Consider the following 26,412-nt stretch of genomic DNA (forward strand, 5'->3'; position numbering starts at 1 on the left):
TGTGGGGCGCAAATGCATACAAGGGGGACCAGCTTTCCACTTGGGCGAGGTCCTCGGGTACCATGCAACGAGCGGAAGAAATTCCGCGGTGCTGGAGTGGCGCAATTGGTAGCGCAACGCACTTGTAATGCGTAGGTTGCGAGTTCAAGTCTCGTCTCCAGCTCAAAAAACTACCCCCTAGCTGCACAAACAGTTAGGGGGTAAAAGTTTACAAGTCAGCCAGGTGGCTATTTACCCGCTACTTTGCGCAGACAGCGCCCCAGACTTCGGGTTATCGCGGAAGCACCAGGCGGTTAGTGCCGCGAAGATGAAGGTGGTGCAGGCAAGCCCGCCGACGGTGAGGAAATACGCGGAATCATACGCCGCCGCGGCGGTGTCGTGCGTGGCGGGTGATAGGAGTGCGTCGGTGCCTTGCGGGGCGAGGGCATCGGGAAGCTTGTGCGTCATCAGTAGCGGCACGAGGGAGCCGGTTATGGCGATGGAAAGCAGCGTGCCGAATTCGTAGGAGACGGCTTCGACGCCAGAGGCCATGCCCGCCCGGTGGGACGGGGCGGCATTGATGATGGCGGTGGAAGAAACAGACATCGAGGAGCCAGCACCTAAGCCGGTAAGGATGAGGCCGGTAATAAATACCGCGAGGTTATCGGCGCGGTCGGCCCAGATGATGCCCAGCATGCCGATGGACATGCTCAGGAAACCGCCGCTGATGATGGGCAAAAAGCCCACGCGGTGCAAGATGGTGCCGCCCACAATGGCGGTGGGGATGGCCGCAACCGCCATGGCGGAGATGAAAAGGCCGGCGTCGAGGGGCGAGAGGGCATCGACAAGCTGGAGCTTTTGGGTGGTAAGCAGTTCAAGCCCCGTAAGGCCAAACATGGCGCCACCGGCGGTAAGCACGCCGCCGGTAAAAGTGGGTGAGTGGAAGATGTCAAAGGTCAAAAGCGGATCATTAAGCCGGCTTTGCCGGTGGGCAAAGGCTGCGGCGCCGAGTAAGAAAGCGGCAATGGAACAGACCAGCAGCGCGACATTGATCTGGGTGGCCGCCGCCGTCTTAATAGCTAGGACCAGGCTGGACAGGGTGATAAGCGCATAGAACGAGGAGGGGAAATCCCAGTGCTTGTGCGGATTCGGCAGGTTGGGTGGGCCAAGGAGGAAGGTAAGGATGATGGCGAGGGCCACGATGGGCACGTTGATCAAAAAGACGGAGCCCCACCAGAAATGCTCTAGGAGGAATCCGCCCACGGTGGGCCCAGCGGCAGCGCCCACGACGGCGACAGAACTCCAGATACCGATGGCTTTATTGCGCTCTACCTCATTGGGGAAGGTCAGGCGGATAAGCGCCAGGGTAGAAGGCAGCATGATGGCAGCGCCCAAGCCCAATAAAGCCCGCCCGGCGATGAGCAACCAGGCATTGGGCGAATAAGCCGCAACGAGGGAGGCGGTGCCAAAGGTGGCCAGGCCAATGAGGAACATCAGGCGGTGGCCAATGCGATCGCCCAACGTGCCGGTACCGAGGAGCAAGCCCGATAAAACCAGCGTATAGGCATTGATGATCCACAATTGCTGCATGTCTGTCGCGTGCAGCTGCTGCGTTAGCTGAGGCAGTGCCGTATAAAGGATGGAATTATCCAGGCCCACCATGAGCAGCCCCAAGGACACCACGGCAAAGAAGGACCACCGCTGTGCTGGGGTGGAGGGCGCCGCGGCCGCGCGGTGCGGGGGCTTAGTGGCAGTATCAGGTGACTCGATGCTCATCGCTAGAAACCGTAGCGAATCAGTGTGTGATAATTCAGGTTAGTATTGCCTTCCTCACAGATAGGCCGGTGGTGTGAGTATGCAGGAATTGCTGGACTTTCCTGCACGTTTAGTAGCACAGTGGTACTAGAACAGTTAAAGAGTTAAGGATGATGTTTAATGGCACGCAATTACGCAGAACAACTTGTTGAGACGCTAGAAAAGCAGGGCGTCGAGCACATTTATGGCCTCGTGGGAGACTCCCTCAACCCGATCGTGGACGCGGTGCGCCGCTCCTCCATCGAGTGGATCCACGTGCGCAATGAGGAAGCAGCGGCCTTTGCCGCCGAGGCGGACTCGCTGACCACCGGCAAGCTGGCCGTTTGCGCGGCCTCCTGTGGCCCGGGCAATACCCACCTCATCCAGGGCCTTTATGATGCCAACCGCAATGGCGCCAAGGTGCTGGCCCTGGCATCGCACATTCCTTCCCGCCAGATTGGTTCCCACTTCTTCCAGGAAACGCACCCAGAGCAGATCTTCCAGGAGTGCTCCGGTTACTGCGAAATGGTCATGTCCGGTGACCAGGGCGGGGTAGTGCTCCACCACGCCATCCAGTCCACCATGGCCGGCAACGGCGTGTCCGTGCTGGTTATCCCTGGCGACGTTTCTACCGAAGAGGTTGATGATGACACCTTCGTAGAATCCAAGATCTCCTCCGGCCGCCCCGTGGTCTACCCGGACCCGGCCGAGGCCGCAGCGCTGACCCAGGCCATCAATGAAGCCGAGTCCGTCGCCTTCTTTGTCGGCGCCGGCGCGAAAAATGCCCGTGAGCAGGTGCTGCAGCTGGCGGAAAAGGTCAAGGCCCCCATCGGTCACGCGCTCGGCGGCAAGATGTACATCCAGTACGATAACCCGTTTGACGTGGGCATGTCCGGCCTTTTGGGTTACGGCGCCGCGCATGAGGCCACCCATGAGGCAGACCTGCTGATCCTCTTGGGCACGGACTTCCCATATAACGACTTCCTGCCTAAGGGCAATGTGGCACAGGTGGATATCAACGGTGCCCATATCGGCCGCCGCACCAAGATCTCCTACCCCGTGACCGGTGACGTTGCCGCCACCATCGACAACATCCTGCCGCACGTGGAGGAGAAGAAGGACCGCTCCTTCTTGGATAAGATGCTGAAGAAGCACTACGACAAGCTGGAGCACGTCGTGGAGGCTTATACCTCCAACGTGGAAAAGCACACCCCGATCCACCCCGAGTACATTGCGGATCTCATTGACCAAGAGGCCGACGATGACGCCATCTTCACCGTCGATACCGGCATGTGCAACGTTTGGGGCGCGCGCTACATCACCCCGAATGGCAAGCGCGAGCAGATCGGCTCCTTCCGCCACGGCACCATGGCAAACGCCCTGCCGCAGGCCATCGGCGCGCAGCAGGCTAATCCTGGCCGCCAAGTCATTACCTTCTCTGGCGACGGCGGGCTGTCCATGCTCATGGGCGAGCTGCTGACGGTCAAGCTGCACCAGCTGCCGGTCAAGATGTTCGTGTTCAATAACTCCTCGCTGGGCATGGTCAAGCTGGAGATGCTGGTAGGCGGCATCCCAGAGCACGAGACCGACCACGAGTCCGTGGACTTTTCCAAGATCGCAGAAGCCGCCGGCATCAAGACCTTCCGAATCGAGGATCCGAAGCAGGCTCCGAAGCAGATCAAGAAGGCCTTGGCTTATAACGGCCCTGCGCTTATCGATGTCGTCACTGACCCCAACGCCCTGTCCCTGCCACCGACGCTGACCTTCGATCAGCTCCTGGGCTTCTCCAAGGCCGCTACCCGCACCGTCTTCGGCGGCGGCGTGGGCTCCATGCTGTCCATGGCCAAGTCCAACCTGCGCAATATCCCGCGCCCGCAGGACTTCTAAGCTATAACTGCCAAATAGCGCGCTAGCCACGCTTCCTTTTTCTTACCGCGGATTCCGTTCCACGGTTGGGAAGGGGAAGCGTGGCTTTTTTGCTTTCACAGGTTTCAGTCAGAAACTTATCAGTAGGCTAGAAACTGGGTTTGCCATGATGGTTTAGTGAAGCTTGCACGCACGCAGGTGTGCAGATGACAGGAAGTAATAGGAGCTACAGGACGCATGGAAGACAATAAACTTGCCAAAGTCCTCGTCGTTGATGACGAGCCGAATATCGTGGAGCTTTTGACGGTATCGTTGAAGTTCCAAAATTTTGAGGTCTACAGCGCCAACTCGGGCAATGAGGCCCTGCGCGTGGCGCGCGAGGTCAACCCGGATGCCTACATTTTGGACGTCATGATGCCGGGGATGGACGGTTTTGAGCTCTTGGGCAAGCTGCGCCAGGAAGGCCTGGATGGCCCAGTGCTGTACCTGACCGCCAAGGACGGCGTGGATCAGCGCATTCACGGCCTGACCATCGGCGCAGATGATTACGTCACCAAACCCTTTAGCCTCGAAGAGGTCATCACCCGCCTGCGCGTGATCATGCGCCGCGGCGGTGCCGCCGAGGAGTCTTCTAACGACGCCACCATGAGCTATGCCGATCTGACCTTGAATGACGATACCCACGAGGTCACCAAGGGCGGCGAGCTCATTGAGCTTTCTCCCACGGAATTCAACCTCCTGCGCTACCTCATGCAAAACAAGGAAGTGGTGCTCTCCAAGTCCAAGATCCTGGACAACGTCTGGCACTATGACTTCGGCGGCGATGGCAACGTCGTGGAATCCTATATTTCTTACCTGCGCCGCAAGATCGATACCGGCGATACGCAGCTTATCCACACCGTGCGCGGCGTTGGCTATGTGCTGCGCACCCCGCGATCCTAAACTGACGTTTTATAATGGCAGATTCACAGGAGAACCCCGCTGCGGGAAGGACCGCGCAGTCCCAGCCCCAGCAGCCGCAGCAGCCGCCAAAGAAGTGGCATGAGCAGCTGGATCAGCTGCCACAGCAGGGGCAGGGAAAGAAAAAGAAGCGCTCCAAGCGCGACTACATCAAGCAGATTCCGCAGGCGATGCCCCTGCGCACCTGGCTTGTGGTTCTCCTCGTGGTCATCTCCGGCCTCGGGTTGACGGGTTCGTCCTTTGCCGTGAACTCGATCATGCGCAACGTGCTGTATAACAACGTCGATAGCGAACTGCGCTCAGCGTCGTCTTCCTGGGCACGCGATGTGGGCAATGACTTCTTTTTAGGTGATCACACCAAGCGCCCGCCCACGGAATACGTGGTGCTCAATTACCTTCCGGATGGCACCATTCGCTATTCGGGGCCCACGTCCACCACCCCGGACGTGGAGGGCGTTCCCTTGGGCGGGTACCCCACGACGGTGGGCTCGATTGAAAATAACACCAAGTGGCGCGCGCTGGCCTTTGCGGATTCCAATGGCGTTATCACCGTCATTGCCAAGGACATGACCCATGAAAAGGAGATCCTGCACGGCCTTGCCATGGTGCAGGTATCCATTGCAGCGATTGCCTTGGCAGCCATGGCCGGCGTGGGCTTCTGGTTTATCCGTAGGGCGTTGCGGCCGCTGCGGGTGGTGGAATCGACGGCATCGGAAATCGCAGCCGGCGATCTGGACAAGCGCGTGCCTGAATGGCCGCTGCATACGGAGGTTGGCCAATTGGCCGCCGCGCTCAATATCATGCTGGGCCACCTGCAGCGCTCGGTCGTTACGGCGCAGGAAAAAGAGGAACAGATGCGCCGCTTTGTCGGCGATGCCTCCCACGAACTGCGCACCCCGCTGACCAGCCTGCGCGGTTACACGGAGCTCTATCGCTCCGGGGCGACAAACGATGTCGATCTGGTCTTTTCCAAGATCGATAAGGAATCCAAGCGCATGTCGCTGCTGGTAGAGGATCTGCTTGCGCTTACCCGCGCGGAAGGAACGCGTCTAGACCTGCGGCCGGTGGACCTTCTGGAACTTTCCCTTTCGGTGGGATCGTCCGCGCGCGCTGCCTTCCCCGAGCGCGAGGTCAAGGTGGTCAATAATGCGCAGTCCATCCCCGTGGTCAATGGCGATGCAGACCGCCTCCACCAAGTTCTGCTCAACTTGATTACCAATGGGCTGCGCCACGGCGGCGAGGATGCCACGGTCACCCTGCAGTTGCGCCGCGACAACAAGGACATCCTTGTGGATGTCATCGATGACGGCAAGGGAATGTCGTCCGAGGACGCCGCCCACATCTTCGAGCGCTTCTACCGCGCGGATTCCTCGCGCACGCGCGATACCGGCGGATCCGGTTTGGGCCTTGCCATCGTGCATTCCTTGGTGGAACAGCACGGCGGCAGCATCAGCGTGGACTCCAAGTTGGGCCAGGGCACCACCTTTACGGTGCGCCTGCCCGCGCTGGAGGAACCAGAGGATTAGTCCTCGCGGTAGCCATCCTCGTTGGTGCCTAGGTGCTGGCGGATGCGCGCGGCCGCCTCATCCATGGCGGCATCGTCGGTGTCCTCGGCGGCATAGGCCTTGGAAAAGTCGTACTCTTCCATCTTCTCGGTGGGGAAGAGGTGGATGTGGGTGTGCGGCACATCGAAGCCGGCGATGACGTAACCGGTGCGCGGGGTGTCGTACGCGTTCTTGATGGCCTCACCGATTTCCAGGGCCACCTCGTTCAGGTGCGCCCAGGTCTGCGGATCCAGGTCGGTCCACTTATCCACTTCCTCTACGGGCACGACCAGGGTGTGGCCGTAGCGCAGCGGCTCGATGGAGAGAAATGCCACGCAGGTCTTATCGCGGTAGACAAAGCGGGCGGGTAGGTCACCAGTGATGATTTTGCTAAATACAGAAGCCATAGCTGCCAGGCTACCCCCAGCTATGATAGTGGGCATGCGCATTCTCGTAATTGGCTCGGGCGGCCGTGAACACGCCCTCGTGAAAGGACTGCACGCTGATCCACAGGCTACGGAGATCCACGTCGCGCCCGGCAGCGCGGCCATGGAACCGCTGGCTACCCTGCACCCGGAATACTCCCAGGTAGATGATCCAGAACGCATGGTGGAACTGGCCCGGGAGATCGCTGCCGAGCTCGTGGTCATCGGCCCTGAGGTGCCGCTGGTCGCCGGCGTGGCGGATGCGCTGCGCGCAGCAGGCATCGCCGTCTTTGGGCCGAATAAGGACGCGGCCCAAATTGAAGGCTCCAAGGCCTTTGCCAAGGAAGTCATGGAAGCCGCTGGGGTCAAGACGGCCCGCGCGGAGCAGCTGCGCCCAGGCGCTAGCGATACCGATATTGAGGCCGCGCTGGATAATTTTGGCCCGCAGTTCGTGGTCAAAGATGATGGGCTGGCAGGTGGCAAGGGCGTGGTAGTCACCGGCGAGCGCGCCGCCGCCCGCGCGCATGTAGATGCGGTCTTAGGCGCCGGCAATCCGGTGCTCTTGGAATCGTTCCTCGACGGCCCCGAGGTATCGCTATTTTGCCTTGTCGATGGCGAGACCGTCGTGCCGCTGTTGCCCGCCCAGGACCACAAGCGCGCCTACGATAACGACGAAGGCCCCAATACCGGCGGCATGGGCGCGTACACACCGCTGCCGTGGCTGGGCAAGGACGACGTGCAGCGCATCGTCGACGAGGTATGTACCCCGGTTGCCAAGGAAATGGTGCGCCGCGGCACCCCCTATTCCGGCCTGCTCTATGCCGGGCTAGCTTGGGGCGACGAGGGCCCAGCGGTGGTGGAATTTAACTGTCGCTTTGGTGACCCAGAAACCCAAGCGGTGCTCTCGCTCCTACAGTCCCCGCTGGCGCAAGCGCTCAACGCCACTGCCACCGGCACGCTGGCAGAACTCGAGCCCCTTCAGTGGGAAGATGGCTATGCCATCACCGTGGTCATGGCAGCCGAGGGATACCCCGCCTCGCCCCGCAAGGGCGATGCCATCACGGGCGAGGGCCTCGAGGATCCAGAGCGCGTGCTGCACGCCGGCACGAAACGCTCCAATGGGGTATTCCAAAGCAATGGTGGCCGCGTGCTCAACGTGCTGGGCAAGGGAGACACGCTAGATGCCGCGCGCGAGAATGCCTACGCCACCGCTCAGGGCATTGAATTTGCGGGAGGGTTTGTCCGTGGGGACATCGGCAAGCGTGCGGCAGCCGGTGAAATTTCTATCTAGCAAGTAGCCACGGGGGAGGGCAGGCATGGAATAATAAGCCACGTGGCTGAGAAGAAGAATATCCCCAACGTCCTGTCCTCCCGTTATGCTTCTGCGGAGCTTGCCAATATTTGGAGCGCGGAGCATAAAATCATCCTCGAGCGCAAGCTGTGGATCGCCGTGATGCACGCCCAGAAGAACCTGGGCGTGGACATCCCCGCCAAGGCCATTAGCGCGTATGAAGCCGTTATCGAGGACGTGAACCTCGAATCCATTGCTGAGCGCGAGCGCGTCACCCGCCACGATGTGAAGGCCCGCATCGAAGAATTCAATGCGCTGGCCGGCTACGAGCACATCCACAAGGGCATGACCAGCCGCGATCTCACCGAGAACGTGGAGCAGCTGCAGATCCACACCTCGCTGGAAATCATCCGGGATAAGGCCATCGCCGTGGTCTCGCGCATCGGCCGCCACGCCGCCGAGTACCAATCCCTGGTCATGGCCGGGCGCTCGCACAACGTGGCCGCGCAGGCCACCACGCTGGGCAAGCGCTTTGCCACCGCCGGCGATGAAATGCTGCTGGCCATCGAGCGCGTGGAAGACCTGCTGTCGCACTACCCGCTGCGCGGCATCAAGGGCCCCATGGGTACCTCGCAGGACATGCTGGATCTCATGGACGGTTCCGAGGATAAGCTCGCCTCCCTAGAGACCAATATTGCGGATTACCTGGGCTTCCGCCGCATCTTCAACTCCGTGGGCCAGGTGTACCCGCGCTCGCTGGATTTCGATGCCATCTCCTGCCTCGTCTCCCTGGGCACCGCCCCGGCATCGCTTGCCACCACCATCCGCCTGATGGCCGGCAACGAGACCGTCACCGAGGGCTTCAAGGAAGGCCAGGTGGGCTCGTCCGCCATGCCGCATAAGATGAACGCCCGCTCCTGCGAGCGCGTGACCGGCCTGCAGGTCATCCTGCGTGGCTACCTCACCATGGCCGCAGACCTCGCCGGCAGCCAGTGGAACGAGGGCGATGTCTCCTGCTCGGTGGTGCGACGCGTGGCGCTTCCCGATGCCTTCTTTGCCATCGACGGCCAATTCGAAACCTTCCTTACCGTGCTCGATGAATTCGGAGCCTTCCCCGCCATGATCGACCGCGAGCTGGAGCGCTACCTGCCCTTCCTCGCCACCACCCGCATCCTCATGGCGGCGGTGCGCGCCGGGGTGGGCCGCGAGACCGCCCACGAGGTCATCAAGGAAAACGCCGTGGCCGTGGCCCTGAATATGCGCGAAAACGGCGGCAACCAGGACTTGGTCCAGCGCCTTGCCGCAGATGACCGCCTGCCCATGGACGAGGCCGAGCTCGAAAGGGTCCTCGAGGATAAGCACGCCTTCATCGGCGCCGCCGAATCCCAAGTCTCCCAGGTCCTAAACCGCATCAAGGCCCTTGTGGGCGAGCACCCCAAGGCCGCGGCTTATACACCGGGCGAAATCCTTTAGCGCTGTGCGCGGGCTTACGTTCCCGCGCACGCCCGCGCGTTATGATGAAGACCATGCGTCCTGAGCTTTCTTCTTATACCCATGTAGCCTCCGGTAAAGTCCGCGATATTTACGATGTGGATGACACCACCCTGCTGATGGTGGTCTCTGACCGCATCTCCGCCTACGACTTTGCCTTGGAACCGGCCATCCCTGATAAGGGCCGAGTTCTCACGGCTACCTCGAAGTTCTTCTTCGATGCCATCGACTTTCCCAACCACCTCGCCGGGCCCCTCGATGATGAGCGCATTCCGGAAGAATGCTTGGGTCGCGCCATGGTGGTCAAGAAGCTAGACATGCTGCCCTTCGAGTGCGTGGCGCGCGGTTTCCTTACCGGCTCCGGCTTGAAGGAATACCAGGCAGACGGCACCGTCTGTGGCATCGAGCTGCCCGCAGGCCTTGTCGAGGCCTCCCGCCTGCCCGAACCCATTTTCACCCCTGCTACGAAGGCGGAGCAGGGCGATCACGATGAGAACGTCTCTTTCGAACACGTGGCAGATAAGCTCGGCCGCGAGCGCTCCGAGGAGCTACGCGCGGCTACCTTGCGCATTTACGCCAAGGCAGCCCAGCTGGCGGAGGAGAAGGGCATCATCTTGGCCGATACCAAATTCGAGTTCGGCCTCGATGCGGATGGCACGCTCGTGCTTGCCGATGAAGTCCTCACCCCCGATTCCTCCCGCTACTGGCCCGCAGATTCCTACGTGGAAGGCGAGGTCCAGCCCTCCTTTGATAAGCAGTACGTGCGCGATTGGCTGACTTCTGATGCCTCCGGCTGGGATAAGTCCTCTGAGACCACCCCGCCCGCGCTTCCCGATGACGTCGTTTCCGCCACCCGCCTGCGCTATATCGAGGCCTACGAAAAGCTATCGGGTGAGCGCTTCGCGGACTTCCTTGCGCCGCGTTCCTAGCCGCCCAGGCCGGTCTAGGCCGGATAGGGCAACCGCGCGTTAGCTGGTTGCCCACGGCTGTTGCCCGCCGCTGGGGCATAACCGGTGACGCGTACAGTGGTAGGGCATGAGTGATGAAAAGACGACCGCACCGGTAGCCCCAGTCCACCCCGTAAAGCGCGAATTTCACGGCCGCGAATTCGTGGATAATTACGAGTGGCTACGCGATAAGCAATCGCAGGAAACCCTGGATTACCTCAATGCCGAAAACGATTACACGGCGGCGCATACCGGGCACTTGGATGCGATGACGGAGAATATCTTCCAAGAGATTAAATCCCGCATTAAACAAACCGATATGTCCGTGCCAGCCCGCCGCGGTAAGTACTGGTACTACGGCCGCTCCGAGGAGGGCAAGAACTACGGCTATTCCTGCCGCATCCCGGTAGAAGAAGGCAGCGATCCCTGGACCGCACCGGTGATTCCGGAAGAAGGAAGCCCAGAAGGCGAAGAAATTATCTTGGACGCCAATGCCCTGGCAGAGGGAAGGGACTTCTTCGCCCTTGGTGCGGCCTCCATCTCAGATTCCGGCCGCTACTTGGCCTATTCCGTGGACTTCGCTGGCGATGAGCGCTTTGAACTGTCCATTAAGGACCTCGATACCGGAGAGCTGCTGGACGATCACCTCACCGGCATTTTCTACGGCGCTACCTGGGCAGGCGACGGCTATATCTTTTACTCCACGGTGGATGATGCCTGGCGCCCGGATGCGGTGTGGCGCCATAAGGTAGGCACCGAGCAATCCGCGGATGTGCGCGTCTTCCATGAGGAGGATGAGCACTTTAACGTGGGCATCGGCAGTGCCCGCTCCGATAAATACCTCTTCATTGGGGTGGGGTCGAAGATTACCTCGGAAGCCTGGGTGCTAGATACGGACAACCCAGAAGGCGAATTCCGCCCGCTGTGGACGCGCGAGACCGGCGTTGACTACGACGTAGACCATGCCGTGGTGGGCGGCGAAGACTACTGGATTGTCACCCACAATGCCACCGGCCCGAACTTCGCGGTGGGCTATGCCAAGGTCGATGAGGATCTTCCCGCCCTGCGCGAACTGCCGGAGCTTTTGGCACACGATGACACCACCCGAATCGAGGGCGTGGACACCTACCGCGACCACATGGTGGTGGGCTACCGCCGCGGTGGCATCGGCCGCGCCGCCATCATGCGCGTTGGCGATGACTTCGGGGAATTCGAAGAACTCAACTTCAACGAGGAACTCTTTACCGTCGCCGTGGACGGCAACCCGGAATGGGACGCGCCGGTAGTCCGCGTGAACTACGTGTCCTATATCCAGCCCGCGCAGCTTTTTGATTACCGCGTGGATACCGGCGAGTACACGCTGCTAAAGGAACAGGAAGTCCCCGGCGGCTATGTTCCGGATGATTACGTGGCCTACCGCATCTGGTCGACCGCCAGCGATGGCACCAAGATCCCAGTCTCCGTGGTGCACCGTTCTGACTTGGACCGCACCAAACCCAATCCGACGCTGCTGTATGGCTACGGCTCCTACGAGGCCAGCATGGACCCGTACTTCTCCGCGACCCGGCTATCGCTCATGGACCGCGGCATGATTTATGCGGTTGCCCACGTGCGCGGCGGCGGCGAGATGGGCCGTCAGTGGTACGACGACGGCAAGATGCTGCAGAAGAAAAACACCTTCACCGATTTCATCGCTGTGGCTGATGACCTCATCGAGCGCCGCGTGACCACCCCGGACCAAATGGTGGCCGAAGGTGGATCCGCCGGCGGCATGCTCATGGGCGCCGTGGCGAATATGGCACCTGACCGCTTTACCGCTATCCAAGCCGTGGTCCCCTTCGTGGACCCGCTGACCTCGATGCTCATGCCAGAGCTTCCCCTTACCGTTCCCGAGTGGGAAGAGTGGGGCGATCCGTACCACGATCCGGAATACTACGACTACATGAAGTCCTACTCTCCCTACGAGAATGTTGAGGCCAAGGACTATCCGGACATCTTGGCTATCACCTCGCTGAATGATACCCGCGTGCTGTATGTGGAACCGGCGAAGTGGATTGCGCAGCTGCGCGCTACCGCCACCGGCGGCGAGTTCCTGCTCAAGACGGAAATGGCCGCCGGGCATGGTGGCGTATCCGGCCGCTACGATAAGTGGCGCCAAAACGCCTTCGAATACGCCTGGACCATCAATAAGGCCACCGGTCTTACGGAATAACCGCGCAGCACGGTCACGCGCTGGCCGGCACCCTGGCCTGCGTTCTGGCCAGCGCGCGGATCTGGCGGTACTGTGCGATAATTTGAGCTATGACTAGCCACCTTCTGGTTTCTATCTCCAGTATTTTTGAGGACACTCGGAAGCAGGCTACAAGCTTCCTGTCGGTTCTGGACCGGGAGGAAATTCCCGTCTCCCTGCTCATCGCCCCGCACATTGATGGCAATTGGCACCTGGCCAAGGACAAGGACACTCAACAGTGGCTGAAGGATCAGGCGGCCGCGGGCCGTCCGCTTATCCTCAATGGTTTTGACCAGGCAGTCCAAGGCCGCCGCGCGGAGTTTGCCAACCTCAATTCGCATGAGGCGAAGCTGCGCCTAGCCGGTGCGACCCGGCAGATGGCGCAGATTGGTTTCGAACCTACCATCTTCGCGCCCCCGCGCTGGCGCATGTCTCCCGGAACGTTGCAGGTCCTGCCCAAATTCCCCTTTGAGGCGGCGGCTTCTACCCGCGGCATCCTGGAGGTGCCCACCGGCAAATTCCACCAAGCCCGCAACCTTTCTTTTGGTGAGGGCTTCGGTTCCGCCAAGTGGTGGCGTAAAAACATCATCCGCGCGGCCGAGCGCTCCGCCGAGCGCGGCAATACCGTGCGTCTTTCCGTCTCCGCCCGCAACCTAGATGACCGCAAGGTCATCAAGGACTTTGTAAAGGCAGCCCGCCGCGCCCTCGACGCGGGCGCTACTCCCGCTGATTACAGCATTTACCTGCCGCGTTAGTCCGGTGGAGGCCTCATAGTAGATCACATGAAACGAACAGATGAACTAACAACGCAACAGGCGGCAGACCTTCTGAATGTCTCTCGGCCGCGAGTCATCGAGCTCATGGACGAAGGAGCCCTGGAGGGACATACAGAATACGCCCACCGGCATCTGTATGCCTCCAGCGTGCAGGGCTATAAACGCCAGAGAGACCTTGAGCAGCGTGCTGCTGCAGACGAGCTCGCGGTGCTTTCTGACGAGATGGGCTTATACGAGTAGGCGCTCCTACTTGCTCAGGCCGTTGATGAAGTCCTTCGCCTGCTGGGGGAGCATGCCCCAGATACCAGCGGGGATGATCTTCTGCAGGTTGCCGGTGGCCGCCATGAAGCCGGGGATAGCGAGCAGGCCGGCCAGGATGGCAAAGCCGATAATGGCGCCGGTGCCCCAGGAGCTAGAGCCGAACCCGAAGCCTGGGCCATCGGTGTTGTCGTCCTGGTTGGCATCGTTGCCCTGATCGCCGTCGTCGGTGGATTCATCCTCGCCGAGCGTGAAGCCGACCTTGACGGGGTCGTGGTCAGAGGCACGGAAGGGGGAATCGTCGTAGAAATCTACGGCGTTGTAGTTGCGGCGGGAGTACTCAAAGGCGACGGGCTCGTCGGCGTTGATGTTCCACACTTGGGCATCGTCAAGCGCGCCCGAAGCAACCTCATTGGCTAGGACGTGGTCCAAGGTGCCGAGCAGGCCGCCGAACTGGTAGGAGGTATCGGCGCCGTACTTTTCGGCAGGCACGGTAAAGCCATCATTGCGGAAGACATCGAGCGCGGTTTCATGGGTGTAGGTATTGAAATCACCCAGAGCGAAAAGCGGCTTATCTTTCCAATCGTCCTGCTTGTGCAGGGCATCGAGCACGGCCTGGGCTTGGGCATTGCGGACGTTGGGGTTATTGCCCTGGCCATCGCCGGAATCCTCGTCGCCCTTGGCCACCGAGCCCTTGGACTTGAAGTGGTTGGCCACGGCGACGAAGGACTCGTCATCGCTATTGAGCGGCTGGAATTCCTGGGCCAGCGGCTCGCGGGCGGTGCCGGAAAAGCGCGGATCCTGGAAGATGCGGGATTCGCCCACGGGCTTGACCACGTCCTTGTGATAAATGAACGCAGTGCGGATGACATCGGGGTGCTCAGGGACCTGTTCCTTGGACGGGGAGGGCACGAAGGCCCACTTCTCGGAGCCCGCGGCCTCGTTGAGTTTTTCGGTCAGGCGTTTCAGTGCCTTATCGCGCTGGTTAAAGTCCCCGGTGACGGCGTAGCCATCTTCGATTTCGGAAAGGCCGATGACATCGGCATCGAGGCCATTGATGGCGGCGACGATCTTGCGCTCTTGGTCCTTTAAGGCGGATTCGGTATAGGCGCCGCGGGTCTTGCCGCGGTTGACGGTGACCTTATTTCCTTCGCGGTCGGTATAGGCGCTGCCGCCGAATTCCTCGCCCAGGGAGGTGAAGTAATTCAGCACGTTGAAGGCGCCGATGGTGTATTCGCCCTTGACGTCATCAACGGCGTGCAGCTCCGCATCGCGGGATTCTTCCCAGGAGATGGGGAGATCGGTGCCGGCGGTCTCACCTGTGACCGGCTCGGTGGGCTGGAAGCGCCACTGATCGTGGGAGTAGCCCACGATGACTGGGTGCTGGAATTCCACGGTATCGGTGGTGCGCAGGGACTTGATGGTCTTGCCGCCATCTTGGGCGATATAGGGCAGTGGGGTGTCCTTATCGGTCCTTAAATAATCGCGGGTGCGGCCATCATCTAAGGTAACGAGCTTTTCCGCGTTGTCCTTGGCCAGTTTTTGCAGATCGGAATTGGGGTCGGTGGAAGGGGAGTGGACATCGGAAGGCTGGCGGAAGGCCTCATCGCCCGGGGCGAGGCCGACCTCGCCGTATTGGTTGAGCGAGTAGTTATTGGTCACGGTGTGCGTGCCGGGCTGGATGAGCATGTGCTCAAAGGACTCGCGGGCGCTGTCGCCCTGGGGCAGCTCATCCACGGCGAGCGGGGTGACCTCCTCCAGCGCGGTATCGAGCTGCTTGAGGGAAGAAGCGCTGACCTGGGTGGCGCCGTAATACTCGGAAACCTGGCCGGTGACCTCTACGGAATCACCGATGCTGGGGTATTTATCGGCGCCCTTTTTACCCATGTGGACAAATAGCGCCTGGGAGGCATCGGTGGCTTCTTTGCCGGTGCCGCCGGTCTGGATGGTAAAGCCGTTGAGCCCGCCCTCGCTCCACACGCCGGTGACAACGCCCTGGGTAGCAACGTTTTGGCCCTCGAGCGGGGAGGTATCGCCGGGGCCTTGGATTTCCGCAATCGGGGTTATGCCTTCGGGCGCGGGAAGATTCTCAGAACCTGCGGAATTATCGGAGCCACCCGGCTGCGGGGCCGGGGACTCGTTGCCAGAGTTGGTAGGAGACGGTGCACCGATGGTGAAGTCTGCGGAGTTGTCATCGGTATCGGCGCCCGCCGCGTTGCGGGAAGCAGAGGTGTCATTAGACAGCGAGCCGGTGGCAGCTCCTTCAGACTTGGAGGCGGCGCCGTAACCTACTAGGTCAATGGTGTTGCCGGTGGCATCGGCAAGCTGCACCGAGCCCTTCGTGCCGGACATATTGACCTTGCCTTGCGCATCCGGGGTGGGAAGAGCCTGGGCCTGACCATTGCCGGCCGCACCCTGCACCAGGTAGTAACCGTGGGGAGCAATGGTGCCAGACAGGGTTATCTTGCCGCCGCTACTGCCGTTGGAGGCGAAGTACTCCACGGACCAGCCGGTGAGATCGATTGCAGCATCGGTGGGGTTATAAAGCTCGATGAAATCATTGGAAAAGCTCGCACCCCTTATTTCCGCCACCGCCGTAGACCTCAGAGATGACCGCGGTGGAATTATCCGGGGCGGCCAAGGCGGTAGGCACCGCGACGGATAGGGAGAGGGTGGAGAAACTGGCAGCGAGGGCTACCCTGCCAAGGCGGCGAAGAGCCATAGAAGTCACCTTAATCATAGAGAAAGTTGTCATGGACGCCTTTTATTTTTACTCGCTGAACAATCGGTGTACCCAGGGTCGCAATCGGTGGGGTGTGCGCGAGCAGGCGGTGAAACCTGGGTGCCGCGCAAAATTCGTTTTCCTGTTGGTCGTAATTTACGCGGAGTTTGCATTACCGGGGTGAAAACCCTGCAGTGGGGGTATATCTAGGGATTGGGCGGGGGTATGACTACACTGAATCGGGCAGACCTAAGCCCCATACAGTAAGGCAAAAATTTCATGGCTCGTGTAGTTGTCAATGTCATGCCCAAGGCGGAAATTCTGGATCCGCAGGGCCAAGCTGTCGTCCGCGCATTGGGTCGCATCGGAGTATCCGGTGTCAGCGATGTGCGCCAAGGAAAGCGCTTCGAACTCGAGGTAGATGATTCCGTTACCGCAGAGGAACTGGATAAGGTGGCAGAAACGCTGCTGGCTAATACCGTCATCGAGGACTACGAGGTTACGCAGCTGGAGGTCAAGTAAGTGACCGCAAAAATCGGAGTAATCACCTTCCCCGGCACCCTGGATGATGTGGATGCCGCCCGCGCGGCCCGCACCGCCGGCGCCGAGGTCATTAACCTCTGGCACGCAGATGCTGATCTGCACGGCGTGGACGCGGTAGTCGTGCCGGGCGGTTTTTCCTATGGTGACTACCTGCGCTCGGGCGCTATTTCGGCGCTCGCCCCCGTCATGCGCAGCGTCATCGACCGCGCCAAGGCGGGAATGCCGGTGCTCGGCATTTGCAATGGTTTCCAAATCTTGACTGAAGCAGGCCTCTTACCGGGCGCATTGACCCGGAATAAGGGCCTGCATTTTCATTGCACCGATACTTACCTGGAGGTGGAGCACTCCACCACGGCCTGGACCAGCGAGTTTGAAAAGGGCCAAAAGATTTTGGTGCCCGCCAAGCACGGTGAGGGCCGCTTCCAAGCAGGCGATGACGATATCGCCCGCATCGAGGGCGAAGGCCGCGTGGTCTTCCGCTATACCGATAATTACAACGGCTCCATCAATGGCATTGCTGGGGTAAGCGATGAGACCGGCCGGATTGTGGGCCTCATGCCGCACCCCGAGCACGCCATTGACCCGCTGACCGGCCCATCCACCGACGGATTGGGACTATTCGTATCCGCCATCAAGGCCGTCGCGGAAGCGCCGGCGGTTTAAGGAGGCCACCTACATGACCGTTTCTAATGACACCGTAGACAAGGCGCAGTCCACCCCGGATGAGCAGCAGCCGTACGTTGAGCTGGGCCTGAAGGATGACGAATACCAGCGCATCCACGATATTCTGGGCCGGCGCCCCACCGACGCGGAGCTGACCATGTACTCCGTGATGTGGTCCGAGCACTGCTCCTATAAGTCCTCCAAGACGCACCTGCGCTACTTTGGTGAGACCATGACGGAGGAGATGGGGGAGAAGATCCTCGCCGGCATTGGTGAAAACGCCGGCGTGGTGGACATCGGCGATGGCAATGCGGTGACCTTCCGCGTGGAATCGCACAACCACCCCTCCTACGTGGAGCCCTACCAAGGCGCGGCCACCGGCGTGGGCGGCATCGTCCGCGACATCATGGCCATGGGTGCGCGCCCGATTGCCGTGATGGATCAGCTGCGCTTTGGGCCTGCCGATGCCCCCGATACCAAGCGCGTGCTACCCGGCGTCGTCTCCGGCGTGGGCGGCTACGGCAACTCCTTGGGCCTGCCCAATATTGGCGGAGAAACCGTCTTTGATGAAACCTATGCGGGAAACCCGCTGGTCAATGCCCTGTGTGTGGGCACGCTCAAGGTCGATGACCTCAAGCTCGCCTTCGCCTCCGGCACTGGCAATAAGGTCATGCTCTTCGGTTCCCGCACCGGCCTGGATGGCATCGGCGGCGTATCCGTACTGGCCTCCGATACCTTTGAAGACGGCGCGGAGCGCAAGCTTCCTGCCGTGCAGGTGGGCGACCCCTTCGCGGAAAAGGTGCTTATCGAATGCTGCCTGGACCTCTACCACGCCGGTGTTGTGGTGGGCATCCAGGACTTGGGCGGTGCCGGCCTGGCGTGTGCCACCTCTGAGCTGGCCGCGTCCGGCGATGGCGGCATGGAGGTCAACCTCGATGCCGTGCCGCTGCGCGCGGAAAACATGACCGCCGCGGAAATCCTCGCCTCCGAGTCCCAGGAGCGCATGTGCGCCGTCGTGGCACCGGAAAACGTGGAGAAGTTCCGCGAAATCTGTGAGCACTGGGAGGTCACCTGTGCCGAAATCGGTGAGGTTAGTGAGGGTGACCACCTGGTCATTCGCCACCAGGGCGAGGTCGTCGTCGATGCCCCAGCTGGCACCATCGCAGATGAAGCGCCCGTCTACGAGCGCCCCTACGCCCGCCCCGAGTGGCAGGATGAGCTGCAGAAATACCAGGGCACGGACAAGCGCGGCCTGGTGGAATCCCTGCAGAAGCTCGTCTCTTCGCCTTCGCTGTGCTCGCGCGATTTCATCATGAATCAGTACGACCGCTACGTGCGCGGCAATACCGTCCAGTCCCATCACGCGGACGCGGGCGTGCTGCGCATCGATGAGGAGACCGGCCGCGGCGTCGCCGTTTCCGCCGATGCTTCTGGCCGCTACACCAAGCTGGACCCGAACATGGGCGCGCGCCTGGCCCTGGCGGAGGCCTACCGCAACGTCGCGGTCACCGGCGCCAAGCCCGTCGCGATTACCAATTGCCTGAACTACGGTTCGCCGGAAAACCCGGACGTGATGTGGCAATTCCGCGAATCCGTGCATGGGCTTGCCGATGCCGCCGTGGAACTGTCCATCCCCGTCTCCGGCGGCAACGTCTCCTTCTACAACCAGACCGGCTCCGAGCCCATCCTGCCCACCCCGGTCGTAGGCGTGCTTGGCGTTATCGACGATGTGCACCAGGCCATTGGCAATAACCTGGGCACCGTCAATGAGAAGGAAGTCCTCATCGCCTTGGGCGAGACCAAGGATGAGTTCGGCGGTTCCATCTGGCAGCTGGTGAGCGCCGAGGGCGCCGACAAGGACAACCTCAACGGCCTGCCACCCCAGGTGGACATGGCCAATGAGAAGCGCCTCGCGGACTTCTTCCACGGCAACGATCTGCTCACCGCCGCACACGATGTCTCCGAGGGTGGCCTTGCCGTCGCCGCCTTTGAGATGGCCAAGCGCGCCGGTGCGCTTGCCGATGCCGCCGGCCTCGGCCTCGACCTCGATCTCACCGCCGTGCACGAGGACGCCTTCACCGCGGCCTTCTCCGAGTCCGCTTCCCGCGCGCTCGTGGCCACCACCGCTGACCGCGCCGATAAGGTGCTTGCCCGTGCGGCAGAGCTCGGCATCCCCGCGGCCATCGTGGGCGAGACCACCGAAACCGGTGCCCTTACCCTGGGCGGCGAATCCGTGGCCATCTCCCAGCTGGTTGAGGCATGGTCTGCCACCTTGCCTGACCTCTTCGGTCACGCCGTGGGTGCCAACTCCGTTGTGGAGTAAGCCAGCCCCTGTCACCGCTTAGCTCAAGCCCGGCTTTGGCCGGGCTTGAGGAGCATTTAGACTATCTTCGGTGATCGGGGCCGTTGCCCAATGAGCATCGCCCTTTCTCTCTGTCTCGAATCGAAATTTTTATATTAGGAGTCCCATGAGCGCGCATTCCCGCCATCAAGCCTCCGCGCCCGCATCAACAGTGCTGCGGTGGTATCACCATTGTATTGGGTTGGTGTTTGGCCTCGTGGTTGCCGTAATTTCTGCCGGAAAACTGAATTACGGTGACTGGGGTGCGCTATGGATTGCTGGATTGCTCGTTCGCGATGGAAATCGGGAGCATTTATATAGAATCGATGAACGCGATTTCGCACTGCCACGTGGTGATGTGTGGTTAGACACCATCGCCCACTCTGATGTCACTGAGTTCCCGCACCCTTATGTTCACATCCCATTTCTCGCGGATGTGATGAGCTTGGTCGTGCGGGTCATGAGTTTTGATGTCTCCGTGATATTGCTCGCGATTGCTTCCGGTTGGGCGTTGGTGGTGCTGATAGTCTCCGCCTGGTTCTTGTGGTTTGAAGAAGAGATACCAACCATGGCCTTGCTTTTTGGAATCCTCTTGGGCTGGGCATCGGTAGCTTTTCAATCATCGTTGCTACTTGGCCAGACGAGCCCGCTGATTTTTGCGGGAGTTGCCTACGGCCTTGCTGCTGCTCGCGTGCACCCAGTGCGCGCGGGAATTGCACTAGGACTTGTATCTGCAGTGAAGCTAACCCCCATTATCCTCGTGCTCATCTGCGTGGTTTTCCCGCGGGCGCGCAAAACGGGAGTGGTAGCACTCGGGACAGGAGCCGTTGCTGTGCTCTACTCAATCGTCGTTTCTGGCTGGAACGTGTTTACCTCGTGGTGGGATACCCTTCAGGACATCAAGGCGGCAATAATGGTCGCTCCTGTCAACGGATCGATTGCTTCCCAATTGAGTACCAACCGCGTTGAAGATGACAGCATTCTTGTCACCATCGTCCATGATCCTTCACTGGCTGCCAGCCTTATTCCGCCTTTTGTAGCCCTGGCATTGATTGCGCTGGTTATTGTTACCGCTTTGCGGTCACAGGAGCCGTGGCGCATTGCTGCCGTCGGCATCTTTACGGTTCTTACGGCTACCGCCAATATCTTGTGGGACCATTACGTCTTGTGTGCCGTATTGCCACTGCTAGGCGTTCTGGCCCGCGGGCAGAATCGTATCATTTATGTTGTGCCGGTCTTGGGGCTCTTCTTCTTCCCACCACTGGCCAAGGCAGATTCTGATATGTGGTTGTCGTGGTCCTCGTTGATCGTCTTGGTGGGTTTTGTCATCGCACTGTGTATCGCGGAGCTAAGCCGGAAGGACGCCCTGCCTCTGCGGGACCGCCGCCTTTCCTTCAAAAAGGCGAGTTAGTAGGCGGCTTTTCTCCACTAAATCCGCCACCACGCACCTCCGGAACCGAGGACTTGAAGATCGTTGCCCGGCTGCTCTCCGCCCGATGATGGTGGCACCCACTCAGTGATGGTGTATGTCCGCGGCGGTCAGGCGGTGCTGAATGCGCTTGCCGATGCCGCCGGCCTCGGCCTCGATCTCTCCGCCGTGGACGAGGATGCCTCCATCGCGGCCATCGTGGGTGAGACTTCTGAAACCGAGGCGCTTTCCTTAGGCAGCGAATCCGTGGCCATCTCCCAGCTGGTTGAGGCATGGTTCTCCACCTTGCGTGAGCTCTTCGGCTACGCCGTCGTGGGCGCTAATTCTGTTGTGGGGTAAGCCGGCCTCTAGCATCGCCTAGCTCAAGCCTGGCTTTAAGCCGGGCTTTTTGCTTTCAAGCCTGTGCAACGTAGGTACTCAATCCGTCTTTACTTGTATCCCTCTGGTTGATACAAGTAAAGAAAGAGGCCAAGGGTAGAGGGGTTCGGTGCCGAAATGAAAGCTGTAGAAATTCTGGCGTGGCTAGAATCCTTAGCGGCAAATCAGTGGGGCATTATCACTACGGCTCAGGCTCAACGCGAAGGTATTTCTCGCCTCCACATAAATCGCTTGGCAGGGAGCGAGATCCTAACGCGCGCACGCAGAGGCATCTACCTTCTTCCCTCAGTTCAGCTTGGTCCATTAACGGATGTCAGGGAAGCTTGGATATCCCTTGAACCAAATCTATTTGCGGTAGAACGTATAGAAGCCGACAATAAGATCGTTGTGTCTCATGAGTCCGCAGCACTTATCCATAGCATTGGTGATTTGATTCCGAATACACAGACTTTCTCGGCTTCTTTGCGGAAACAAACCAGTCAGAATGATATCCACATTTATGACGATCGTGAAATAGGGGTCGGGGATATAGAAAATATCGACGGATTGCTCGTAACCTCAGTAGAAAAGACGGTGGAGGACCTGGCCTCCCAAATAATGGAATTCAATTATTTGGCGACTCTCGTCGTAGACTCCTTGCGAAAAGAAGGCGTTCGATTAAAGAGCTTGGCAAAGCGGCTTGAACCAGTGTCAGCAGCCTATGGATTCAATTCTGGTAACGATCTTTTGGCTGCGTGTTGGGAAGAAGCAGGGGCTGACGAAGATAATGAAGAGTTCCGAGATCGCTTCTTCATCAGCGCGGGCACTGGTGTGGAGACAAGGAGTTTTAGAGACTCTCGTTAGCCGCAGAGTGCAGTGAAACGGCATAGAAGAAAATGCGCCCACTGGAGCTGCAATCACCACCACGAATTCCCAGAAACGAGGACTAACGTTGCCGGTATGAAGATCGTTGCCCGGTTGCTGTCCGTCCCGCTTGCGCTTGTCGCTTTCCTCGCACTGTGGCTTGCGGTGGCGCCGTTTACGCCGCATATTCCCTATTGGGGCGCGGGTGCGCTCATCGGCCCGCAGTATGTCGGTCCGGTTGTTATCTTTTCCCTATTTCTCCTAGTCCTTGCGGTGCTAGGAAGGTTCGGCTCCCGCAGCTTCTACGTGCCAGGCGCGTTTGCGGCGGTTGCGTTCATTGCAGGCATAGCGCTTTTTGGGACGCAGATTCACGCCGCGAAGGAGCAGGGGACCGACGTAGATATTCGCGCTGCGTTGAGTTGGGCTGGTGTAGAAAGCACCGACGAGGGTCCTGATCACACGGTGGCCTACGATTCTTTCCACGGCGAGGACCTGGATATGGATATTTATAAGCCCAATGATGGCGGCACCCACCCCGTCATGATGTATGTCCACGGCGGCGGCTGGGATCAGATGAACAAGCACTCCCAGGCGTTCAATATGCGGCAGATGGCGCAACGCGGCTACCTCGTATTATCCATCGATTACACGCTGTCCAGCTGGGATCAGCCCACGTGGAAGGTGGCAGCGGGGCAGGTGGGATGCGCGATGAATTGGGCCCACGCCCACGCAGTGGATTATGACGGCGACCCGGAGCGCTTCTTTATGTACGGCGAATCCGCCGGCGGCCAGTTGGTGCTGAATGCGACTGCCGATGCCGCCGCGCACCCCAACCAGCTGCCTTCCGCCGATTGCCCCGGCACGCCGGCCGTTCCCCGCGCCGTGTATGTGGATTCACCGGCCCTCGATGTCCGCCACATCTATGATTCTGACGATCCCTATGCCGCGCAGGGTTCCCGCGATACCGTGCAGAAATACCTGGGTGGAACGCCCGAGGAATATCCAGACCGCGCGGATTTCGTTACCTCGGCTACGCACCTTACTTCGGACATGCCGCCCATCAAGATTGTCCGCAGTGACAACGATCGCCTCGTCCCGCCGGAAAGCTATGACGACTTTCGCCGCATAGCGCATGAAAAGAACATCGACCTGAGCGAGTACGTGCGTCCTCACGCTGACCACGCATCCGCCCTCAGCGCCCACGGAGTGTGGAATCAGCACTTGCTCCAAGCGATGCCCCAATTCTTCGCCGAGCACGATCCGCAAGCTTCTTAGGCTCCCGAAACCCCTGGGGTTATGCGTGGCTTACTTGACTGACTTTGAAGTGCTCGGAAGCGGTTTTGACGGCTCCAAAAGCAGCCCAAGTGACGTGGAGGAGAAGCAAAACAAGCAAGGCGGCGCTGACAGTATCCATCCAGCCCAGGCCCCACGCCAGCGCCGCGGGCTGCGTGGACAGGGTGTGAGTGCCGAGGCAGCAGGTGCCCACGGGGAAGGTGCTGGCCCACCAGCTGGGGTTAAAAGACATTGGGGTGTTTCCAAGAGCGGTACCCCAATGCTTGGCGATGGCATAGACCGACAGCGGCACGCCGAAGCTCAGCATCACTACACCATAGATCATGGCGCGGAAATGCCATTGGTCACCGGCGAGTAGCTGTGCTGCCGCGGTGGACTGGCCGACCAACCCCAGTGGAATCCAAGCGGTGGCGGCGAAGTTAATGGGAACCTTGGGGAAAGTACGCCGGTAAACGAAGGCGAATATCGGCATTCCCGTAACCCAAGCCAAGACGAAGCAGAACACGCCGATGCCGTGGATGACCGAGCTCCACTCGCCAGCGTGCGTTGCCAGCTGTGCCGAAGCAGTGGCGGAAACCATAGGTGCCACCAGCGGAAGCCCTAAGGCAAAGGCGGGATTAGTGGGATGATTGAAGAGAAGATACTTTACATACTTTAAGCAGGTAATCACGCTGAGGACGGTTCCCACGGCCCAACACACAGCGTGAATTGACCAGGCATCAAAGATGAGGGAGTAGGCGCTGCCCAAGGCAAGGATGCCCATGGAAACCATGCCCCATGCAGGCATGTCGTCGGAATGAAAACCTGGATTTCGGTACTTAATGAATCCCGCCGTGAGCGCCAAGAAGACAAGAGTCGCCACGCCGAGCATGATTTCGGCAGGGAGGCGCCCAATCACCGGGCTTAAGTGCGTATCGATGAGGGATGAGGAGATCGATAGTCCCATGAGTCCTCCCGCCCAGGCAGGCCCTAGCGGAGGAATTTTCATGTCATTCCGAACTTTTAACATTTCAGGTTATTTGCTTCCTCATGCTCGTGGGAGACTGCGCAATCCGAACGGAATTCCAATGAATAAATATACTCCTACAAGGGTCGATGATGGAGATCGGGCTTTACCCATGCGTTAATGGAAACCATGTGGCTCGTAGATGGGATGGATTCTGGCGAAGAGGATTAGATTCTCCTTTTCCTTGAAGCTCTTTACTCCCCTCAGTAGACTTACGGTAACGTAACTTAGCTCTGGTGGGAGAAAGAAGTATCGCTGTGGCTCAGATACACGCTGAAGGAACAAAAGAGGCGGGGGAGCATCCCTTGAAAGAAGGCTTGGTGCAGCGCACCTATTGGATGGCGGATCGCGGCGAGCGGCCGCTGACCCGTGGATGGGGTCATGCGCTGGCGGCGTTGCTATCGGTGATCGCCTCCACCGTTCTCATCACGTATGCGTGGATGACGCTGCACTGGTGGCAGGGTCTAGGCGTTACCGTCTATGGCCTAGGATTGGTAGGGCTTTTTGGCGTCTCGGCGCTGTACCACCGCTATCCGTGGCCTAGCCCCCGAGCGGTGCAATGGTGGCGGCGGGCGGACCACGCCACGATTGCGGTATTCATTGCCGCCACATACACCCCGTTGTGTTTGATTGCGTTATCCCCAGCGCAGGCAGCATGGATGCTCGCCATTGCGTGGGCGGGCGCGATCTTGGGCGTGATTTTGAACCTAGTGTGGATTGAGCACCCGCGGTGGCTCGATGTTGTGGTGTACCTAGCGCTGGGCTGGTTGGTGCTGCCGCTACTACCCACGCTGTGGAGTGATGCCGGCGCAGCAGTGGTCTGGCTATTGCTGGCCGGCGGCGTGGTTTACTCCGTAGGTGCGCTGGTCTATGGCTTTAAGTGGCCTGGGCGCAATGCGCGCTACTACGGCTATCACGAGCACTTCCACACCGCGACCATCGCGGCGGCAGTGGTGCACCTCGTGGCGGTATGGCAAGTGGTCGTTGGCGCTGCCTAGACCGTAATTGCCGTGTTATTGAACAGGGCGGCATGCGCCAGGATGATCAATCCTTGCCGCAAATCCGTCTGGTTAACGGTCAGCGAGAATCCGGAAAGTCTCCCACCAGTCTTGTTCGATTTCCTTGGCCTGTGGTGTGGCTAAAACTTCATCCACATCCCCGTTGAGGTCAACATTAGGCAAAAGAACTTCTGCTGGTTGTAGCGGAGGTCGCGGGGTGGGCTCGCCGGAGATCATCGCCTGGGAGAACTCTTGGAGGAGCTCGTTCCAGGCAAGGCCATGACTCAAGTCAGAAAGCCGGGTCGATTCAACTCCGCCGTAAAACGCGATGATGCTATCTACTACTGCACGTTCGTATGTGCTGAGATTGTCGGACAGGCCACCGGGAACATAGGGGACCGGCCAGGGCTCTTTGGTCCCTGCTACCTGCCAGGTTTGAGTGCGCAGTTCGCGGGAAACAGGGCCATGTCGCCACGCTTGAAACTCCGGCTGGAATAATGGGCGACCCGTCCACGCCAGATGCCAGCCTTGGGAGAAGTAGCACAGCTTGTACAGCTTGAGCTTGTCCACATTGGGAATGCGCTCAGTAATGTACTGTCCAACGTCGAAAATTTCTGCCATGCTCTCCTCCTTTC

General features: G+C 59.9%; 23 protein-coding genes and 1 tRNA gene. 18 read left to right on the forward strand and 6 right to left on the reverse strand.

Going from position 1 to position 26,412, the window contains the following annotated elements; translation table 11 throughout:
- Window positions 1-90 precede the first annotated feature (90 nt).
- Window positions 91-163 (forward strand) — tRNA-Thr (locus tag QP970_RS02215).
- A 68-nt stretch (window positions 164-231) separates the two neighbouring features.
- Here the strand turns inward: QP970_RS02215 and QP970_RS02220 are convergent.
- Complete coding sequence (locus tag QP970_RS02220; protein WP_284869476.1) at window positions 232-1,755, reverse strand: MFS transporter; 1,524 nt, start codon at window positions 1,753-1,755, stop codon at window positions 232-234.
- 159 nt (window positions 1,756-1,914) lie between these two features.
- On the opposite strand from QP970_RS02220, the gene QP970_RS02225 reads away from it, so the two are divergent.
- The 3 genes from QP970_RS02225 (at window position 1,915) to QP970_RS02235 (ending at window position 6,125) form a co-directional block, all read left to right on the forward strand.
- Complete coding sequence (locus QP970_RS02225; RefSeq protein WP_284771747.1) at window positions 1,915-3,660, forward strand: pyruvate dehydrogenase; 1,746 nt, start codon at window positions 1,915-1,917, stop codon at window positions 3,658-3,660.
- 216 nt (window positions 3,661-3,876) lie between these two features.
- Entirely contained in the window at window positions 3,877-4,581 is a 705-nt protein-coding gene (locus QP970_RS02230) for a response regulator transcription factor (protein WP_005279568.1), read from the forward strand.
- Between the two features lie 14 nt (window positions 4,582-4,595).
- Complete coding sequence (locus QP970_RS02235; RefSeq protein ID WP_023023874.1) at window positions 4,596-6,125, forward strand: sensor histidine kinase; 1,530 nt, start codon at window positions 4,596-4,598, stop codon at window positions 6,123-6,125.
- On the opposite strand, the gene QP970_RS02240 is transcribed toward QP970_RS02235, so the two are convergent.
- Window positions 6,122-6,550 (reverse strand): HIT family protein, encoded by a 429-nt coding sequence (locus QP970_RS02240; RefSeq protein ID WP_023023872.1) that lies wholly within the window; start codon window positions 6,548-6,550, stop codon window positions 6,122-6,124. The two genes, QP970_RS02235 and QP970_RS02240, sit on opposite strands and share 4 nt — an antisense overlap.
- 34 nt (window positions 6,551-6,584) lie before the next feature.
- Between QP970_RS02240 and purD the strand changes: the two genes are divergently transcribed.
- From purD to QP970_RS02270, 6 genes are all read left to right on the forward strand, one after another.
- The gene (gene purD / locus QP970_RS02245; protein ID WP_034659601.1) at window positions 6,585-7,859 is read left to right on the forward strand and encodes a phosphoribosylamine--glycine ligase; all 1,275 of its coding nucleotides are present in this window, start codon (window positions 6,585-6,587) and stop codon (window positions 7,857-7,859) included.
- 33 nt (window positions 7,860-7,892) lie between these two features.
- Window positions 7,893-9,332, forward strand: coding sequence for an adenylosuccinate lyase (gene purB / locus QP970_RS02250; protein ID WP_284869494.1), 1,440 nt, complete (start codon window positions 7,893-7,895; stop codon window positions 9,330-9,332).
- Between the two features lie 53 nt (window positions 9,333-9,385).
- Window positions 9,386-10,279, forward strand: coding sequence for a phosphoribosylaminoimidazolesuccinocarboxamide synthase (locus QP970_RS02255; RefSeq protein WP_198010514.1), 894 nt, complete (start codon window positions 9,386-9,388; stop codon window positions 10,277-10,279).
- Window positions 10,280-10,385: 106 nt separating this feature from the next.
- On the forward strand, window positions 10,386-12,509 hold the full coding sequence (locus QP970_RS02260; RefSeq protein ID WP_023023864.1) for a S9 family peptidase: 2,124 nt from the start codon (window positions 10,386-10,388) through the stop codon (window positions 12,507-12,509).
- A gap of 89 nt (window positions 12,510-12,598) precedes the next feature.
- Complete coding sequence (locus tag QP970_RS02265) at window positions 12,599-13,282, forward strand: DUF2334 domain-containing protein (RefSeq protein ID WP_023023862.1); 684 nt, start codon at window positions 12,599-12,601, stop codon at window positions 13,280-13,282.
- Window positions 13,283-13,309: 27 nt separating this feature from the next.
- Entirely contained in the window at window positions 13,310-13,543 is a 234-nt protein-coding gene (locus QP970_RS02270) for a helix-turn-helix domain-containing protein (protein ID WP_023023861.1), read from the forward strand.
- Between the two features lie 6 nt (window positions 13,544-13,549).
- On the opposite strand, the gene QP970_RS02275 is transcribed toward QP970_RS02270, so the two are convergent.
- On the reverse strand, window positions 13,550-16,153 hold the full coding sequence (locus QP970_RS02275) for an ExeM/NucH family extracellular endonuclease (RefSeq protein WP_350309405.1): 2,604 nt from the start codon (window positions 16,151-16,153) through the stop codon (window positions 13,550-13,552).
- Window positions 16,119-16,316 carry a hypothetical protein gene (locus QP970_RS11690; protein ID WP_023023857.1) on the reverse strand — a complete coding sequence of 66 codons (198 nt, stop codon included), beginning with the start codon at window positions 16,314-16,316 and terminating at the stop codon, window positions 16,119-16,121. Before QP970_RS11690 ends, QP970_RS02275 begins: the two co-directional genes overlap by 35 nt.
- A 246-nt stretch (window positions 16,317-16,562) precedes the next feature.
- Here QP970_RS11690 and purS point away from each other — a divergent pair, with 246 nt between their 5' ends.
- The 7 genes from purS to QP970_RS02310 all read left to right on the forward strand — a co-directional run bounded on the left by purS (window position 16,563) and on the right by QP970_RS02310 (window position 23,755).
- Complete coding sequence (purS, locus tag QP970_RS02280; RefSeq protein WP_005279580.1) at window positions 16,563-16,805, forward strand: phosphoribosylformylglycinamidine synthase subunit PurS; 243 nt, start codon at window positions 16,563-16,565, stop codon at window positions 16,803-16,805.
- Window positions 16,806-17,489, forward strand: coding sequence for a phosphoribosylformylglycinamidine synthase subunit PurQ (purQ, locus tag QP970_RS02285; RefSeq protein ID WP_023023855.1), 684 nt, complete (start codon window positions 16,806-16,808; stop codon window positions 17,487-17,489).
- Between the two features lie 13 nt (window positions 17,490-17,502).
- Window positions 17,503-19,812: a phosphoribosylformylglycinamidine synthase subunit PurL gene (gene purL / locus QP970_RS02290; protein WP_023023852.1), complete on the forward strand. Its 2,310-nt coding sequence runs from the start codon at window positions 17,503-17,505 to the stop codon at window positions 19,810-19,812.
- 145 nt (window positions 19,813-19,957) lie between these two features.
- Window positions 19,958-21,241, forward strand: a complete 1,284-nt coding sequence (locus QP970_RS02295; RefSeq protein ID WP_023023850.1) for a glycosyltransferase family 87 protein — start codon at window positions 19,958-19,960, stop codon at window positions 21,239-21,241.
- Between the two features lie 63 nt (window positions 21,242-21,304).
- Window positions 21,305-21,598: a hypothetical protein gene (locus QP970_RS02300; RefSeq protein WP_284869478.1), complete on the forward strand. Its 294-nt coding sequence runs from the start codon at window positions 21,305-21,307 to the stop codon at window positions 21,596-21,598.
- 156 nt (window positions 21,599-21,754) lie between these two features.
- Window positions 21,755-22,480 carry a type IV toxin-antitoxin system AbiEi family antitoxin domain-containing protein gene (locus QP970_RS02305; protein ID WP_023023847.1) on the forward strand — a complete coding sequence of 242 codons (726 nt, stop codon included), beginning with the start codon at window positions 21,755-21,757 and terminating at the stop codon, window positions 22,478-22,480.
- 96 nt (window positions 22,481-22,576) lie between these two features.
- Window positions 22,577-23,755 carry an alpha/beta hydrolase fold domain-containing protein gene (locus QP970_RS02310; RefSeq protein ID WP_023023846.1) on the forward strand — a complete coding sequence of 393 codons (1,179 nt, stop codon included), beginning with the start codon at window positions 22,577-22,579 and terminating at the stop codon, window positions 23,753-23,755.
- 19 nt (window positions 23,756-23,774) lie between these two features.
- Here QP970_RS02310 and QP970_RS02315 read toward each other — a convergent pair whose 3' ends face one another.
- Window positions 23,775-24,782: a TDT family transporter gene (locus QP970_RS02315; protein ID WP_034659564.1), complete on the reverse strand. Its 1,008-nt coding sequence runs from the start codon at window positions 24,780-24,782 to the stop codon at window positions 23,775-23,777.
- Between the two features lie 335 nt (window positions 24,783-25,117).
- Here QP970_RS02315 and trhA point away from each other — a divergent pair, with 335 nt between their 5' ends.
- Window positions 25,118-25,777, forward strand: a complete 660-nt coding sequence (trhA, locus tag QP970_RS02320; RefSeq protein WP_232208563.1) for a PAQR family membrane homeostasis protein TrhA — start codon at window positions 25,118-25,120, stop codon at window positions 25,775-25,777.
- A gap of 72 nt (window positions 25,778-25,849) precedes the next feature.
- Here trhA and QP970_RS02325 read toward each other — a convergent pair whose 3' ends face one another.
- The gene (locus QP970_RS02325; protein WP_023023841.1) at window positions 25,850-26,398 is read right to left on the reverse strand and encodes a Panacea domain-containing protein; all 549 of its coding nucleotides are present in this window, start codon (window positions 26,396-26,398) and stop codon (window positions 25,850-25,852) included.
- Window positions 26,399-26,412 lie beyond the last annotated feature (14 nt).

Source organism: Corynebacterium sp. MSK073 (assembly GCF_030232085.1).
Taxonomy (GTDB): Bacteria; Actinomycetota; Actinomycetes; order Mycobacteriales; family Mycobacteriaceae; genus Corynebacterium.

Bases quoted from the DNA above. Each gene is read 5' to 3' on its own strand.
- QP970_RS02220 (WP_284869476.1), bottom strand. From the start codon at position 1,755: ATGAGCATCGAGTCACCTGATACTGCCACTAAGCCCCCGCACCGCGCG.
- QP970_RS02225 (WP_284771747.1), top strand. From the start codon at position 1,915: ATGGCACGCAATTACGCAGAACAACTTGTTGAGACGCTAGAAAAGCAG.
- QP970_RS02230 (WP_005279568.1), top strand. From the start codon at position 3,877: ATGGAAGACAATAAACTTGCCAAAGTCCTCGTCGTTGATGACGAGCCG.
- QP970_RS02235 (WP_023023874.1), top strand. From the start codon at position 4,596: ATGGCAGATTCACAGGAGAACCCCGCTGCGGGAAGGACCGCGCAGTCC.
- QP970_RS02240 (WP_023023872.1), bottom strand. From the start codon at position 6,550: ATGGCTTCTGTATTTAGCAAAATCATCACTGGTGACCTACCCGCCCGC.
- purD (WP_034659601.1), top strand. From the start codon at position 6,585: ATGCGCATTCTCGTAATTGGCTCGGGCGGCCGTGAACACGCCCTCGTG.
- QP970_RS02255 (WP_198010514.1), top strand. From the start codon at position 9,386: ATGCGTCCTGAGCTTTCTTCTTATACCCATGTAGCCTCCGGTAAAGTC.
- QP970_RS02260 (WP_023023864.1), top strand. From the start codon at position 10,386: ATGAGTGATGAAAAGACGACCGCACCGGTAGCCCCAGTCCACCCCGTA.
- QP970_RS02265 (WP_023023862.1), top strand. From the start codon at position 12,599: ATGACTAGCCACCTTCTGGTTTCTATCTCCAGTATTTTTGAGGACACT.
- QP970_RS02270 (WP_023023861.1), top strand. From the start codon at position 13,310: ATGAAACGAACAGATGAACTAACAACGCAACAGGCGGCAGACCTTCTG.
- QP970_RS11690 (WP_023023857.1), bottom strand. From the start codon at position 16,316: ATGACAACTTTCTCTATGATTAAGGTGACTTCTATGGCTCTTCGCCGC.
- purS (WP_005279580.1), top strand. From the start codon at position 16,563: ATGGCTCGTGTAGTTGTCAATGTCATGCCCAAGGCGGAAATTCTGGAT.
- purL (WP_023023852.1), top strand. From the start codon at position 17,503: ATGACCGTTTCTAATGACACCGTAGACAAGGCGCAGTCCACCCCGGAT.
- QP970_RS02295 (WP_023023850.1), top strand. From the start codon at position 19,958: ATGAGCGCGCATTCCCGCCATCAAGCCTCCGCGCCCGCATCAACAGTG.
- QP970_RS02305 (WP_023023847.1), top strand. From the start codon at position 21,755: ATGAAAGCTGTAGAAATTCTGGCGTGGCTAGAATCCTTAGCGGCAAAT.
- QP970_RS02310 (WP_023023846.1), top strand. From the start codon at position 22,577: ATGAAGATCGTTGCCCGGTTGCTGTCCGTCCCGCTTGCGCTTGTCGCT.
- QP970_RS02315 (WP_034659564.1), bottom strand. From the start codon at position 24,782: ATGTTAAAAGTTCGGAATGACATGAAAATTCCTCCGCTAGGGCCTGCC.
- trhA (WP_232208563.1), top strand. From the start codon at position 25,118: ATGGCGGATCGCGGCGAGCGGCCGCTGACCCGTGGATGGGGTCATGCG.
- QP970_RS02325 (WP_023023841.1), bottom strand. From the start codon at position 26,398: ATGGCAGAAATTTTCGACGTTGGACAGTACATTACTGAGCGCATTCCC.